This window comes from Streptomyces sp. NPDC085524 (assembly GCF_044541755.1).
Taxonomy (GTDB): Bacteria; Actinomycetota; Actinomycetes; order Streptomycetales; family Streptomycetaceae; genus Streptomyces.
In genome coordinates this window covers 1-14,264 of sequence record NZ_JBITTH010000003.1, presented here as the reverse complement: position 1 = coordinate 14,264, position 14,264 = coordinate 1, and the positions used below count along the sequence as shown (strand labels likewise).

Genomic DNA, 14,264 nt, shown 5'->3' with positions numbered 1-14,264 from the left:
AACACCCCGCACCACCGCCGCAAGCACCACCCAGCAGTGCGAACGCACCGGGGGGCACGGCAGGCGCCCAGACGCCTGCCGTGCCCCCGGTCGCGCATTTGACTCCACAGTCAACCGCGAGGAAGCCAGCCATGACCGTGCACTCCCAGGGAGCGGCGACCAGCGCTCCAGAGGACGCACCACTCGAGTCCGCCGGACGGCCCAAGGCGCACGCCACCGGAACCGGCCCCAGTCCAGCCGGGGGCACGTCTCCTCGCGGGGGCAGAAAGCCGATCCCCTCGGGATGGCTGCCCTACCTGCTGATCGGGCCCGCGGTGCTCAGCCTCGCGACCCTCCTGCTGTACCCGCTGATCAAGAACGTGATCCTGTCCTTCCAGGACATCAACAAGATCGAGTTCATCCAGCGGAAGTACCCCTTCGCCGGCTTCGCCAACTACACGGAACTGCTCGGCGACTCGAACTTCTGGACCGTCGTGGTCCGCAGCTTCGCCTTCACCCTCGCCAACGTCGCACTGATCATGGTGCTCGGCAGCCTCATCGGCATCCTGCTGAACAAGCTCGGCACGTGGATGCGGCTGGTCCTGTCGATGGCGCTGGTGATGGCCTGGGCCATGCCGATCGTCGCCTCCGTACAGGTCTTCAAGTGGCTGTTCGACGAGCAGTTCGGCGTCATGAACTGGGTCATGCGCACCGCCGGATTCTCCGGCTACGAACAGCACAACTGGATGGCGACCGGCCTCTCCACCCTGGTGATCGTCACCATCCTGGTCGTCTGGGGCTCCATCCCCTTCGTCGCCCTCAACATGTACGCCGGACTGACCACGGTCGGCGCCGAGCTGTACGAGGCCGCGCGGATGGACGGCGCCAACGGCTGGCAGACCTTCTGGAAGATCGTCTTCCCGAACCTCAAGCCCTTCTTCCTCATCACCACGTTCCTCGAGGTGATCTGGGTCTTCAAGGCCTTCACCCAGGTCTACGCGATGAACAAGGGCGGCCCCGACCGCGCCTCCGAGATCCTGCCGGTCTTCGCCTACGTCGAGGGCCAGAGCCAGGCCCACTACGGCCTCGCCGCCGCGATCTCCGTCCTGACGATCCTCATCCTCGTGATCGTCATGTCCTTCTACTTCCGCCTGATCCTGAAGCAGGAGGAGGAGCAGTGAGCACGACCACCGCCCCGAAGGCCACCGACTCCCGGCCCGCCGCCCCGCAGCCCGCGCAGAAGCTCCGCACCCGCCGACCGCTGCGCCCCGGAGCCGTCGCCAAGAACCTCGGCGCGCTCCTGCTGGCCGTGGTCTTCGTCTTCCCCGTCTACTGGATGTTCTCCTCGGCGCTCAAGCCCGCCGACCAGATGCTCACGAAGGACCCCGTCTTCGTCTTCACGCCGACGCTGGACAACTTCGCCAAGGCCACCGGGGTCCAGAACTTCTGGACGTACGTCACCAACAGCGTCCTGGTCACCGTCGGCGCCGTCCTGCTGGCCCTGCTCGTCGCCCTCGCCGCGAGCTTCGCCATCGCCCGGATGAAGTTCAGGGGCCGCAAGGGGCTCGTCCTCACGGTGATGATGGCCCAGATGGCCCCCTGGGAGGTCATGGTCATCGCGATGTACATGATCGCCCGCGACAGCGAGATGCTGAACAGCCTGCCGCTGCTCACCGCGATCTACTTCGTGATGATCCTCCCCTTCACCATCTGGACCCTGCGCGGCTTCATCGCCGCCGTCCCGGTGACCCTGGAGGAGGCCGCCCAGATCGACGGCTGCACCCGCGGCCAGGCCTTCCGCAAGGTGATCTTCCCGCTGCTCGCCCCCGGCCTGATGTCCACCTCGCTCTTCGGGTTCATCACCGCCTGGAACGAGTTCGCGATGGTCCTGATCCTCAACAAGGACAAGGCCGCCCAGACCCTGCCGCTGTGGCTGACCGAGTTCATGACGGCCTTCGGCAACGACTGGGGCGCCACCATGGCCGCGTCCTCGCTCTTCGCGGTCCCCGTCCTGCTGATCTTCATCTTCCTCCAGCGCAAGGCCGTCGGCGGCATGACCTCCGGCGCCGTGAAGGGATAACGGCACCATGACTGTCCTTGCGCACCACACGACTGCGTCCAATGGAGACGGAGGGCTGACCAGGGACGCCCTCGCCGTCCTCCAGCCCGGCTTCGAGGGCACCACCGCCCCCGCCTGGCTCCTGCGCCAGGTCGGCGAAGGCCTCACCGCCGTGGGCCTCTTCGGCCGCAACATCGCCTCGCCCGAGCAGCTCGCCGCACTCACCGCGCAGCTGCGCGCCGAGCGCGACGACGTCCTCGTCGCCATCGACGAGGAGGGCGGCGACGTCACCCGCCTCGAAGTGCGGGCCGGCTCCTCCTTCCCCGGCAACCTGGCCCTCGGCGCCGTCGACGACACCGCGCTGACCCGCGAGGTGGCCCGCGAGCTCGGCCGCCGGCTCGCCGAGTGCGGGGTCAACCTCAACTGGGCCCCGTCCGCGGACGTCAACTCCAACCCGGACAACCCGGTGATCGGCGTACGGTCCTTCGGCGCCGACACCCACCTCGCCGCCCGGCACACCGCCGCCTACGTCGAGGGGCTCCAGGCCGCCGGAGTCGCCGCCTGCACCAAGCACTTCCCGGGCCACGGCGACACCAGCGTCGACTCGCACCACGCGCTGCCGCGCATCGACGTCGACCTCGACACTCTGGCAGCGCGCGAGCTGGTCCCGTTCAAGGCCGCGATGGAGGCCGGCACCAAGGCCGTGATGAGCGCGCACATCCTGGTGCCCGCCCTCGACCCGACCCGCCCGGCCACGCTCAGCCCGCAGATCCTCACCGGCCTGCTGCGCGGGGAGCTCGGCTACGAGGGCCTCATCGTCACCGACGGCATGGAGATGAACGCCATCGCCGGGACGTACGGGATCGAACGCGGCTCCGTGCTCGCCATCGCGGCCGGCGCGGACGCCATCTGCGTCGGCGGGGGACTCGCCGACGAGGCGACCGTCCTGCGGCTGCGGGACGCGCTGGTCACGGCCGTCCGCGAGGGCACGCTCGCCGAGGAGCGGCTCGCCGACGCCGCGGCCCGGGTGCGCGCGCTCGCCGAGTGGACCCGCCGGGCCAGGCCGGACGCGCGGCAGGAGGGGAGCCGCGCGTCCGGCATCGGGCTGACGGCCGCCCGCCGCGCCCTGGTCGTCACCGGCGCACCCAAGCCGCTCGACACCCCGTACGTCGCCACGCTCGCGCCCGTCGCGAACATCGCGGTGGGGGACGAGACCCCGTGGGGGGTCGCCGCGGAGCTGGCCTCGCTGCTGCCGGGCACGGAGGCGGGCGTCTACCCGCAGGGCGCCACGGCCGCGGACGTCCTGGCGGCGGCGGGGGACCGTACGGTCGTCGCCGTGGTCCGCGACGCGCACCGGCACCCGTGGATGACGCGGGCCCTGGACGCGCTGGTCGCCGCCCGGCCGGACACGGTGGTGGTCGAGATGGGCCTGCCGCGCGCGGAGCCCCGCGGGGCGCTGCACATCGCCACCCACGGCGCCTCCCGCGTCTGCGGGCGGGCGGCGGCGGAGGTCATCGCGGGGGCCGTCGAGGGGGCCTGAGCGCCGGCGCTGCGGGTACGGCCGGGGCCGGGCCTCCCCTCTGGGAAGCCCGGCCCCGGCCGTATGTGACGGACGGCCGGGCCCCACCGCCTGTGGGGGTCCGGCCGTCCGCGTTCGTGAGACCTTCGTGGGGCTACAGCCCCTGCCAGGCCGGCTTGTTCGCGTACGTGTGGCGGAAGTAGTCGGCCAGCTTCAGCTTCGACGCGGCCGCCTCGTCCACGATGACGGTGGCGTGCCGGTGCAGCTGCAGGGCGGAGGCCGGGACCAGCGCGGACAGCGGGCCCTCCACGGTCTGCGCGACCGCCTCGGCCTTGCCCTCGCCGGTGGCCAGCAGGACCAGGTGGCGGGCGTCGAGGATGGTGCCGATGCCCTGGGTGATGACGTGGTGGGGCACCTGGTCGAGGTCGTCGTCGAAGAAGCGCGCGTTGTCCACGCGGGTCTGCTCGGTCAGCGTCTTGATCCGGGTACGGGAGGCGAGGGAGGAGCAGGGCTCGTTGAAGCCGATGTGCCCGTCGGTGCCGATGCCCAGCAGCTGGAGGTCGACGCCGCCGGCCGCGGCGAGCGCCCGGTCGTACGCCTCGCAGGCCGCGACGATGTCCTCGGCGGAGCCGTCGGGGCCCATGAAGGAGGCCTCGGACAGGCCGAGGGGCTCCACGACCTCGCGCAGCACGACGGCCCGGTAGGACTCCGGGTGCCCGGCCGGCAGGCCGACGTACTCGTCGAGCTGGCAGATGCGGGCCCTGGAGGCGTCCACCTCGCCGGCCCTGACCTTGGCGGCGAGGGCCTCGTAGACGGGCAGCGGGGTGGAGCCGGTCGCCACGCCGAGGAGGGCGTCGGGCTTGCGGCGGACCAGGGCGGCCATGGCCTCCGCGATGAGCTCGCCGCCTGCCTTGGCGTTCGGGACGATGACAACTTCCACGCGGGGCCTGCCGATCTCGAGTGCGGGTGGTGGTATAGACCAATCTACCAGAAGGGTGCCCCTCCCCGCTGGGCTCCGCCCAGTCCCATGGTGATCCGCCCGACCCCGTCCGGCCTCCCGGGCCGGGCCCCGGACGCCGGCGGCACCGAGGTGCCGCTGCGCGGCACCCTGGGCTCCGCCCAGACCCGCTCCTCGCACGCCGGAGGGGCTGGATTCGGCTGCCGCCGGATGTCAGGCGCGGCGCCCCGATCTTTGAGCCGCACGGGCGGGCGGCCCCGGCCCGAAATCGGCCCCGCCGGTGCTTGGGGCGCGGGGAGACCGGGGGCTAGATCAGGGCCAGTTGGAGGCCGCCCGTGGCGTTCAGGTGCTGGCCCGTCAGCCAGCGGGAGTCCGGGGAGGACAGGAACGCCACCACGTCGGCGACCTCCTCCGCCGTGCCGACGCGGTGGAAGACCGACCGGGACGCCAGGTGCGCCCGGGTCGCGGGGTCCGCGAGGAGGCCCGCGTTCAGGTCGGTCTCCGTGATGCCGGGGCCGACCGAGTTCACCGTGATCCCGCGCGGCGCGAGCTCCGCGGCCAGCGAGCGGGTCAGCGCGTTCGTCGCGCCCTTCGCCGTGACCGTGGCCAGGATCGCGGGCAGGGCCAGGTCCGGGGTGCCGGTCACGTTCACGATCCGGCCGCCGTCCCGCAGCCGCGCCAGCCCGTACTTGATCACGAAGAGCGGGGCCTTCGCGTTGAGGGCCAGCGTCCGGTCGTACGTCTCCTCGTCGATCTCCCCGATGCCGGCGAAGGCCGCCGCCCCCGCGTTGTTGACCAGGATGTCCACGCCCTCCGTGTGCGCGGGATGGGCCTCGTACGCCGCCCACAGCGCCTGCGCGTCGCCCGGCACGCCGAGCTCCGCCCGGATCGCGAAGGCCGCCCCGCCGGCCGCCTCGATCGCGGCCACCGTCTCCTGCGCCGCCGCCGCGTCGCGTCCGTAGTGCACCGCGACCAGCGCGCCGTCCCGCGCCAGCCGCTCCGCGACGGCCCGTCCGATACCCCGGCTGCCGCCCGTGACCAGCGCCGTCTTCCCCTTGAGCACGCCCATGACGCGCCCCCCTTCGCAATTCGCTAGTGGTCGCTACAGAAAGGACCGTATCAGATTCGATAGCGACCGCTATAGAATCGGCGCATGGTGACAGGACAGCGCGGCAGACCCCGCTCCTTCGACCGGGAAGCGGCCCTCGACAAGGCCATGCTCGCCTTCTGGGAGCGCGGCTACGAGGCGACCTCGATCTCCGACCTGACCGCCTCGCTCGGCATCGGCGCGCCCAGCCTCTATGCGGCCTTCGGGGACAAGCGCACGCTCTTCGACGAGGTCGTGGCGGTCTACGGCGGGCGGTACGCGGACTTCGCGGGCGTGGCCCTGGCCGAGGAGCCCACCGCCCGCGCGGCGGTCGGCCGCATCCTGCGCGAGGCCGCCGAGATCTACACCGACCCGGCGCACCCGCCCGGCTGCATGGTCATCAGCGCGGCGGTCAACACGACGTCGGAAGAGGTGGCCGAGGCGCTGCGCGAACGGCGCAACGCCAACCTGGACATGTTCGAGCGCCGGATCCGGGCCGACGTGGCCGCCGGCGTGCTGCCCGCCGACACGGACGCGCGGGCGCTGGCCCGGTACGCCGGAGCCGTGCTTCAGGGGATGTCCCAGCAGTCGCGCGACGGGGCGAGCCGGGAGGAGCTGGAGGCGGTGGCGGCCCGGGCCCTGCTGGCCTGGCCGGAGTAGTCCGCGGCCACCGGTTCGTTCCTCGGGGCCGCCGCGTCATTCCTCTGGGCCACGGTGCCTGACGGGACCCTCAACCCGCCCGGCACCGTAGCCCGGAGTACTTACGGCCGACGGGTGTGCGGTTCCCGCGGCCGTGGAGAGGTGCCGGCGCGGTCAGGGCAGATCACGCGGCTTACCTCGATCCGTCCTCCTGTGCGGGGAGGGCGGAAGCTTGAAGGCAATTGTGGACTAGACCATTCTGTTCTGTCCATCCAATGACGGGGGGATGAATCCCGTCAGTTCCTCCAACAGTACGCGGCCCCCGGGCATTCTGGATACTCCTGAGTACCGTCGTGGGGAAAGTCATGCGGCGTACCCGGGGTACGCTCGCCACGTGCCCTCCATGAACGACCTCGTACGCCAGCACACCGCTCTCGGTGAAACCGACCTGGAGTGGCTCCACCTGCTGGTCTCCGAGTGGCAGCTGCTCTCCGACCTCTCCTTCGCCGACCTCGTGCTGTGGGTGCCCACCCTCGACGGCAGCCGGTACGTCTCGGTCGCGCAGATGCGCCCGAACACCGGCCCGACCTCGTACCAGGACGACATGGTCGGCCACCTGGTGCCGCGCGGCCGCCGCCCGCTGCTCGACGCCGCGCTCGACGAGGGCCGCATCGTGCGCGAGGGCGACCCGGAGTGGCGTGAGGAGGTGCCCGTCCGCGTCGAATCGATCCCCGTCCGCCGCGAAGGCCGGGTACTCGGAGTGATCGCCCGCAACACCAACCTGCTCACTGTGCGTACACCGAGCCGGCTGGAGCTGACGTACCTCCAGTCCGCCTCCGACCTGGCCCAGATGATCGCGGCGGGCTCCTTCCCGTTCCCCGGCCAGCAGGTCGACATGGACGCCTCCCCGCGCGTCGGTGACGGCCTGATCCGACTCGACGCCGACGGCGTGGTCACCTACGCCTCCCCGAACGCCCTCTCCGCGTACCACCGGCTCGGCCTCGCCTCCGACCTGGTCGGCCAGCACCTGGGCACCACCACCACCGAACTCGCCCCCTCCCGGGGCCCGGTGGACGAGGCGCTCGTCAAGCTCGCCAGCGGCTGGGCCCCCCGGGAGACCGAGGTCGAGGGCAACGGCGGGGTCATCCAGCTGCGCGCGATCCCGCTGAAGCCCAAGGGGACCCGCATCGGATCCCTGGTGCTCTGCCGCGACGTCACGGAACTGCGCCGTCGCGAACGTGAATTGATCACCAAGGACGCGACCATCCGGGAGATCCACCACCGGGTGAAGAACAACCTCCAGACCGTGGCCGCACTGCTGCGGCTCCAGTCCCGCCGGATGGATTCCCCGCAGGGCCGGGAGGCGCTCAACGAGGCCGTGCGCCGGGTCGGTTCGATCGCGATCGTGCACGAGACGCTGTCGCAGAACCTGGACGAGCGGGTCGAGTTCGACGAGATCGCCGACCGGGTGATCGCGATGGTCTCGGAGATCTCCCCGGGCAAGGTCGACTGCCGGCGCACCGGCCGCTTCGGGATCCTGGACGCGGAGGTCGCCACTCCGCTGTCGATGGTGCTGACCGAGATCCTGCAGAACGCCCTGGAACACGCCTTCGCCCCGGCCGAACGGGGCACGGTGGAGGTCTCGGCGGTCCGCTCCGGCACCGGCCGGGCGGACGGCCGGCTGCTCATCACCGTGGTCGACGACGGCCGCGGCCTGCCCGAGGGGTTCGACCCCCAGCGGGCCGGCAACCTCGGGCTGCAGATCGTACGGACCCTCGTGGAGGGCGAGCTGGGCGGCACCTTCGACATGGTCCCGGCCGAGCCGCACGGCACGAAGGTCGTCCTCGACATCCCGTCCAGCCCGCAGAAGTAGCGCTCGGTCCGTCACGCAATGTGACGCCGCACGCCCCGGACAGCACTGAACCCCGGACCGAGGGTGATCGGTCCGGGGTTCAAGAGCACGTTGCCAAGCGCTTATTCGGGTACTACGCGCTGCACGTCGAGGCTCGAAAGTCGTTGTCAGGCGCTGGCGTTGCGCGCCCGGTTGCGAGCGGCGCGGCGCTTCATCGCGCGGCGCTCGTCCTCGCTGAGACCGCCCCAGACGCCGGAGTCCTGACCGGACTCGAGCGCCCACTGCAGGCACTGCTCCATGACGGGGCAACGGCGGCAGACGGCCTTGGCTTCCTCGATCTGCAGCAGCGCAGGACCGGTGTTGCCGATGGGGAAGAAGAGTTCCGGGTCTTCCTCACGACAAACGGCGTTGTGACGCCAGTCCATGGCTGCTCCATCTCCTTGTATTGCGGGCAGGTTGCTTGTGAATGTGAACGCTTTCACGAATCCCCCCGTGAGGGAAGGTCGACCGCCTGGTTTCCCGGGTGATCAGTCAAAGATTCGTGGAGGGGTTCTGGCGCTCTGTGTGGGTGCCGGGTTCTGCGGGCTGTCCCGATCGCCATGAAGAGATTCGCAAACCTCGGACGGGGATACAACCCCTTCCGGAAAGTTTTTTTTGATTCGTCGGTGTCTACTAGGTCACAGCCCTACATCGTGAGGGTGGACCGGCGTGTAAACGTTCGAGTGAAAGGACTTTGGGCCCTTCTACTCACACAATCACACGCAGTGCTCGCCGAACGCCTGCGAACCGAACGCTGGTGCGCAGGCCCAGGTGATCGCCATCCATCTGGAACGGGAGCGGAACCTTCGAATGCAAGGTGAAGTCGGTCAGATCGTGCAGAGACACCGCGTGCTTGCCGTGTGGACCCCGCTCAGGAGTCGAGGTCAGGAGCTGTGTCGCGTACCGCGCGACCGCTGGAGTTGACAAACGGTCCAGTGCCAATACGTCAAGCGCAGTATCGAACGAGGCCTCCGGAGAGGCGTAAAGCGGACGATTCCCCAGATATGTCCACGGTGAGGTGTTGCACACTATCGACAGCACCAGATCCGTCACAGGATCGGCTCCGGGGCGCTCCAGCGTGACCGTGCCGTGCCGCCGGTTGGGCTCCTCCCAGAACTGGCGCATCAGCTGTCGTACGTAGAGCGCATGCGTCGAACGCTTGCCGCGCTCCCTCTGCTGTTCGACCCGGCCGACCACGCCCGCGTCGAATCCGAAGCCGGCGCAGAACGTGAACCAGCGCGCCGGAACCGACTCGTCCTCCGTGCCTGGGGCGCCGGCCGCCAGGCCCAGGCCGATCGTCCGCTCGCGCTGCTCCCGCAGCGCGTCCAGCAGGGCGCCGGTCGCCTCGACCGCGTCGTTGGGCAGGCCGAGTGCACGTGCGAACACATTGGTCGACCCGCCGGGCACCACCGCCAGCCGGGGCAGGTGGTCCGGATCCGGCCCGTCGTGCAGCAGCCCGTTGACCACCTCGTTGACCGTGCCGTCACCGCCCAGCGCCACCACGAGGTCGAGCCCCTCGTGTGCGGCCTTGCGCCCCAGGTCCCGGGCGTGCCCCCGGTACTCGGTGGTCACCGCCTCCAGCTTCATCTCGCTGGCCAGGGCGTGGGTCAGGACGTCGCGCGTGCGCGCACTGGTGGTCGTCGCTGCTGGGTTGGCCACGAGAAGTGCACGCATGAGCGCCAGCCTACCCACCCCCGCATATGCCGACCCTACTGCCCGTCCCCTCGGCGGCCCGGGGTGCGCGGCTACCCTGCTGGGGTGAGTAAGAAGCAGCCCGAGAAGGCCCCCGCCGCCGCACCCGCCGCCGCACCCGTCACCGTCTCCGCGCTGCCCCGGCGGCTGACCGCCGCCGCCGCGCTCACCGCCCTGGAGGGGCTGGCGCTGGCCGGACTCGGCGTCTACATGCTCTTCGTGGGCATCGCGGGAGACCCCGATTCCCCGCAGCAGGCCGAGACCGGCGGGATCACCCTCCTCGTCCTCGCCGCGCTGCCGCTGATCGGCGCGCGCGGCCTGCGCCTGGGCCGCCGTTGGAGCCGCGGCCCGGCACTGATCACGCAGCTGATGGCACTGCCGGTGGCGTACACCCTGTACAGCACGGGCGGTGCGATGATCGCGGCCGCCGTGGCGCTGGCCGTGGCGGCGGTGGCCGTCCTGGTGCTCCTGGTGAACCCCACGGCGACCGAAGCGCTCGGCATCGGGCCCGGCGAGCAGGCCCGATAGCCCTCGTACCTCCTACTCCTCCACGAGGAGCTTCTCGCGGAGCTGGGCCAGGGTGCGGGCCAGCAGGCGCGAGACGTGCATCTGGGAGATGCCGACCTCCTGCGCGATCTGCGACTGGGTCATGTTCCCGAAGAACCGGAGCAGCAGGATCCGCTTCTCTCGGGGAGGCAGTCCCTCCAGCAGCGGCTTGAGGGACTCGCGGTACTCGACGCCCTCCAGGGCCTCGTCCTCCGCGCCCAGGGTGTCGGCGACCGCCGGCGACTCGTCGTCGGTGTCCGGGACGTCCAGCGAGAGCGTGCTGTAGGCATTGGCCGATTCGAGCCCCTCCAGCACCTCCTCCTCGGAGATCCCCAGCCGCTCGGCCAGCTCGTGCACGGTGGGGGAGCGGCCGTGCTGCTGGGACAGTTCCGCGGTCGCCGTCGTCAGCGAGAGCCGCAGCTCCTGGAGGCGCCGGGGAACCCGTACCGCCCAGCCCTTGTCCCGGAAGTGGCGCTTGATCTCGCCGACCACCGTGGGCGTGGCGTACGTGGAGAACTCGACCCCGCGGTCCGGGTCGAACCGGTCCACCGACTTGATCAGGCCGATCGTCGCGACCTGCGTCAGGTCGTCCAGCGGCTCACCGCGGTTGCGGAACCGCCGCGCCAGGTGCTCCACCAGCGGCAGGTGCATCCGCACGAGGCGGTTGCGCAGCTCCGCCTTCTCCGGCGAGCCGTCGGGCAGCGCCCGCAGCTCGATGAAGAGGGCCCGCGCACCGCTGCGGTCGCGCGGGTCCGGCAGGGCCGGCGGCACCGGGAGCCCCGGCGGCGCCGGCGCCCCGATGCCCTCCGGGGCGCCGGGGAAGGCCTCCGGGGGCTCGGCAGCGGCCTCCGGCGGCTGTACTTGATCGTGCTGGTTCTCGCTCATAGGGCCCGCCCGTCGCTCCGCCGAGTCCAAAAAGCCGTCTTCCGCATCCGCTTCAGCCGGGTGCGGCCGGGCGTGCTGCTGTTCCGGGATGCCGCCGTCGACCTCGTGCCGTACCCGGGGCCGATCCCCGCCCCGCACCGGGATCTCCCCGCCGCTCACGCCGGGCCTGGTCCCGCGCCGCGCTGTTTGTAGAGGCTGATGCTCACCGTCCGGTTCTCCTCGACCGTGGCCTCGACCTTGCCGGCCAGGGCCGACAGGACCGTCCACGCGAACGTGTCGCGCTCCGGCGCGCGACCGTCGGTGGTCGGCGCGGAAACGGTCACCTCCAGCGAATCCCCGATGAGGCGGAAGACGCAGCTGAGGACGGAGCCGGGCACGGCCTGCTGGAGCAGGATCGCGCAGGCCTCGTCCACCGCGATGCGGAGGTCCTCGATCTCGTCGAGGGTGAAGTCCAAACGTGCCGCGAGACCGGCCGTGGCCGTTCGCAGCACCGACAGGTAGGCACCCGCAGCGGGCAGCCGGACTTCCACGAAGTCCTGGGTCCCGGGCTCGCCTGCGATCTGGGACACCCTCACCTCCAAGGTGGTACGAGCTCTGTTCGCCGGTGACGCTATCGCGATCCGGGCGATCGTGTCGCGGCACCCCTGTGGCCCCGCTGGAACACCCCGGCCGACATGCCGCTGCCCAGTGACTGATGGTAAGCCCATGGGTACACACAGTGGCTAGGGGTCTGCGGGGTCCAAATCAAGGGAACCGGCGGAGGGTTGACCTACCCCGCCTCAGACGATCGAACCGTCCACAAAACACCACCGCCAGGTCTCGCCCGGCTCGAAGCTCCGCATGACCGGATGGCCGGTCTGCTGGTGGTGCGCCGTCGCGTGACGGTGGGGCGAGGAGTCGCAGCAGGCCACGTGTCCGCACGCCAGGCACATCCGCAGCTGGACGGGGTGGCTGCCGAGCGCCAGACATTCCGGGCAGGTCAGGGCAGAGGGGATGGGCTCGGGGCGCGGCAGTTCGGCAACGTGGGTGCACTCGCTCATGATGGCCAGCGTACGACCAGGGCGCGGCCGCACGACGGATGAGGATGGATCTTCGATGGAGGTATTGCCGCTGGTGGCGCTGATCGCGGCCAGCGCCGCCGTAGCCGGGGCGGCCCGCCGCACGCCGGTGCCGGCGCCGCTGTTGCTGGTCGCGGTGGGGCTGGTGGCCGCGTACGTCCCGGGCGTCCCCTCGTACGCCCTCGACCCGCACATCGTGCTGCCGCTGCTGCTGCCGCCGCTGCTGTACACGGCCGCCGTCGACAGCTCCTACCTGGACCTGCGGGCGAACATCCGCCCCGTCGCACTGCTGTCGGTCGGCTACGTGCTCTTCGCGACGCTCGCCGTCGGCTACGCCGCGTACCTGGTCATGCCCGCGCTCTCGCTGCCGGTCGCCCTGGTGCTCGGCGCGGTCATCGCGCCGCCCGACGCCGTCGCCGCCACCGCGATCGCACGCAAGCTCGGCCTGCCGAACCGGATCACGACCATCCTGCAGGGCGAGTCCCTGGTCAACGACGCCACCGCGATCACCGCGTACAACGTCGCCGTGGCGGCCGTGATCGGCACGAGCGCCGGCTGGGCGGGCGGGATCGCGGAGTTCCTGGTGGCCTCGGTCGGCGGCGTCGGGGTCGGCCTGCTGCTGATGGTGCCGATCCACCAGCTGCGCACCCGGTTGAAGGAGCCGCTGCTCCAGAACACCCTGTCGCTGCTGATCCCCTTCGTGGCGTACGCGGCGGCCGAGCGGGTGCACGCCTCGGGGGTGCTCGCGGTGGTCGTCGTCGCGCTGTACCTCGGGCACCGCAACTGGCAGGTCGACTTCGCGACCCGGCTCCAGGAGGAGGCGGTGTGGAAGGTGATCGCCTTCGTGCTGGAGTCGGTGGTCTTCGCGCTGATCGGGCTCCAGCTGCCGGTGGTCCTCAAGGGGCTGACGGAGTACGAGGGCCTGAGCGCGGCCTGGTACGCGGTCGCGGTGTTCCTCGCGGTGGTCGTCGCCCGGTTCGTGTGGGTGTTCCCGGCGACCTTCCTGCCGAGGCTCTCCGAGCGGATCCGCAGCCGGGAGCCCGACACCGACTGGAAGGCGCCGGTGATCGTGGGCTGGGCCGGGATGCGCGGGGTGGTCTCGCTGGCCATCGCGTTCTCCATCCCGATCACCGTCCCGCACCGCAACCTGATCCTCTTCCTGACCTTCACGACGGTCATCGGCACCCTGGTCGTCCAGGGCCTCACCCTCCCGCCGCTGATCAGACTGCTGAAGCTGCCGCCGAAGGACGTGCAGGCGGAGACCCTGGCGGAGGCGCAGGCGCAGAGCGAGGCCTCGCGGGCGGCGGAGGAACGCCTGGCGGAGCTCCTGGAACAGCCGGAGAACAGCACCCTGCCGCCGCCGCTCGCGGACCGGCTGCGGACGGTGCTGGAACGGCGGCGCAACGCGGTGTGGGAGCGGCTGGGGGAGGTCAACCCGGAGACGGGGGAGTCGGCGGACGACATCTACCGGCGGCTCGCGGGCGAGATGATCGAGGCCGAGCGGGAGGTGTTCGTGTCGCTGCGGGACCTTCGGCGGATCGACGACGAGATGCTGAGGGCGTTGCTGCGGCGGCTGGACCTGGAGGAGGCGGCGGCCTACCGCGAACAGGGCTGACGCCCTGGGCGTCCCGCCGCTGTGTGGGCGGCCGCGCTGCCGGGGCGCTGCCCCGGACCCCGCGCCTCAATCGCCGGCGGGGCTGGGTTTTGCCCGGGTTCCGCCGTTGCGCGGGGCGGCTGCGCTGCCGGGGCGCTGCCCCGGACCCCGCGCCTCAATCGCCGGCGGGGCTGGGTTTTGCCCGGGCGGGCTTCTGACCCTTCGGGTCCTGCGCGGGTCCGGGTTTTGCCCGGGCGGGGTGCTGGCTGTGCGGGTTCTGCGCGGTGTCCCGGTGGGGCGTCTCCTCGTCCTCGCGCCTGCGGGCACCTCGCGGCCGTGAGGGTGGTTGCGCGCTCG

Annotated in this window: 14 protein-coding genes; 7 read left to right on the top strand and 7 right to left on the bottom strand. The window is 71.2% G+C overall.

Features of this window, described 5'->3' with window-relative positions:
* Positions 1–131 precede the first annotated feature (131 nt).
* From ACIGFK_RS04960 to ACIGFK_RS04950, 3 genes are read left to right on the top strand one after another with little or no spacing between them, the layout of a single operon-like run.
* Positions 132–1,160 carry a carbohydrate ABC transporter permease gene (locus ACIGFK_RS04960; RefSeq protein ID WP_376661055.1) on the top strand — a complete coding sequence of 343 codons (1,029 nt, stop codon included), beginning with the start codon at positions 132–134 and terminating at the stop codon, positions 1,158–1,160.
* Positions 1,157–2,059, top strand: a complete 903-nt coding sequence (locus tag ACIGFK_RS04955; protein WP_376661054.1) for a carbohydrate ABC transporter permease — start codon at positions 1,157–1,159, stop codon at positions 2,057–2,059. Before ACIGFK_RS04960 ends, ACIGFK_RS04955 begins: the two co-directional genes overlap by 4 nt.
* A gap of 7 nt (positions 2,060–2,066) precedes the next feature.
* Positions 2,067–3,578, top strand: coding sequence for a glycoside hydrolase family 3 protein (locus tag ACIGFK_RS04950; protein ID WP_376661053.1), 1,512 nt, complete (start codon positions 2,067–2,069; stop codon positions 3,576–3,578).
* Between the two features lie 133 nt (positions 3,579–3,711).
* Here the strand turns inward: ACIGFK_RS04950 and nagB are convergent, their stop codons facing one another.
* Both nagB and ACIGFK_RS04940 read right to left on the bottom strand, forming a co-directional pair.
* A complete protein-coding gene (gene nagB, locus ACIGFK_RS04945) occupies positions 3,712–4,497 on the bottom strand; it encodes a glucosamine-6-phosphate deaminase (protein WP_386470527.1) in 786 nt (261 codons plus the stop codon).
* 325 nt (positions 4,498–4,822) lie between these two features.
* Positions 4,823–5,584 (bottom strand): SDR family oxidoreductase, encoded by a 762-nt coding sequence (locus ACIGFK_RS04940; protein WP_376661051.1) that lies wholly within the window; start codon positions 5,582–5,584, stop codon positions 4,823–4,825.
* A gap of 84 nt (positions 5,585–5,668) precedes the next feature.
* On the opposite strand from ACIGFK_RS04940, the gene ACIGFK_RS04935 reads away from it, so the two are divergent.
* Together ACIGFK_RS04935 and ACIGFK_RS04930 are read left to right on the top strand one after the other, a co-directional pair.
* Positions 5,669–6,262, top strand: coding sequence for a TetR/AcrR family transcriptional regulator (locus ACIGFK_RS04935; RefSeq protein ID WP_400050605.1), 594 nt, complete (start codon positions 5,669–5,671; stop codon positions 6,260–6,262).
* Between the two features lie 382 nt (positions 6,263–6,644).
* Positions 6,645–8,114 carry a sensor histidine kinase gene (locus ACIGFK_RS04930; protein ID WP_376661056.1) on the top strand — a complete coding sequence of 490 codons (1,470 nt, stop codon included), beginning with the start codon at positions 6,645–6,647 and terminating at the stop codon, positions 8,112–8,114.
* Between the two features lie 146 nt (positions 8,115–8,260).
* On the opposite strand, the gene ACIGFK_RS04925 is transcribed toward ACIGFK_RS04930, so the two are convergent.
* Positions 8,261–8,518, bottom strand: coding sequence for a WhiB family transcriptional regulator (locus ACIGFK_RS04925; RefSeq protein ID WP_003953983.1), 258 nt, complete (start codon positions 8,516–8,518; stop codon positions 8,261–8,263).
* Positions 8,519–8,840: 322 nt separating this feature from the next.
* Positions 8,841–9,806 carry a diacylglycerol/lipid kinase family protein gene (locus ACIGFK_RS04920; RefSeq protein WP_376661049.1) on the bottom strand — a complete coding sequence of 322 codons (966 nt, stop codon included), beginning with the start codon at positions 9,804–9,806 and terminating at the stop codon, positions 8,841–8,843.
* A gap of 84 nt (positions 9,807–9,890) precedes the next feature.
* Between ACIGFK_RS04920 and ACIGFK_RS04915 the strand changes: the two genes are divergently transcribed.
* Positions 9,891–10,352 carry a hypothetical protein gene (locus ACIGFK_RS04915; protein WP_376661048.1) on the top strand — a complete coding sequence of 154 codons (462 nt, stop codon included), beginning with the start codon at positions 9,891–9,893 and terminating at the stop codon, positions 10,350–10,352.
* Positions 10,353–10,364: 12 nt separating this feature from the next.
* Here ACIGFK_RS04915 and ACIGFK_RS04910 read toward each other — a convergent pair whose 3' ends face one another.
* The 3 genes from ACIGFK_RS04910 to ACIGFK_RS04900 all read right to left on the bottom strand — a co-directional run bounded on the left by ACIGFK_RS04910 (position 10,365) and on the right by ACIGFK_RS04900 (position 12,295).
* Positions 10,365–11,414, bottom strand: a complete 1,050-nt coding sequence (locus tag ACIGFK_RS04910) for an RNA polymerase sigma factor SigF (protein WP_376661047.1) — start codon at positions 11,412–11,414, stop codon at positions 10,365–10,367.
* Positions 11,411–11,824, bottom strand: a complete 414-nt coding sequence (locus tag ACIGFK_RS04905; RefSeq protein WP_365165629.1) for an anti-sigma regulatory factor — start codon at positions 11,822–11,824, stop codon at positions 11,411–11,413. Before ACIGFK_RS04905 ends, ACIGFK_RS04910 begins: the two co-directional genes overlap by 4 nt.
* A 210-nt stretch (positions 11,825–12,034) precedes the next feature.
* The gene (locus ACIGFK_RS04900) at positions 12,035–12,295 is read right to left on the bottom strand and encodes a UBP-type zinc finger domain-containing protein (RefSeq protein WP_376661046.1); all 261 of its coding nucleotides are present in this window, start codon (positions 12,293–12,295) and stop codon (positions 12,035–12,037) included.
* Between the two features lie 55 nt (positions 12,296–12,350).
* Here ACIGFK_RS04900 and ACIGFK_RS04895 point away from each other — a divergent pair, with 55 nt between their 5' ends.
* Positions 12,351–13,928 carry a Na+/H+ antiporter gene (locus ACIGFK_RS04895; RefSeq protein ID WP_376661045.1) on the top strand — a complete coding sequence of 526 codons (1,578 nt, stop codon included), beginning with the start codon at positions 12,351–12,353 and terminating at the stop codon, positions 13,926–13,928.
* Positions 13,929–14,264 lie beyond the last annotated feature (336 nt).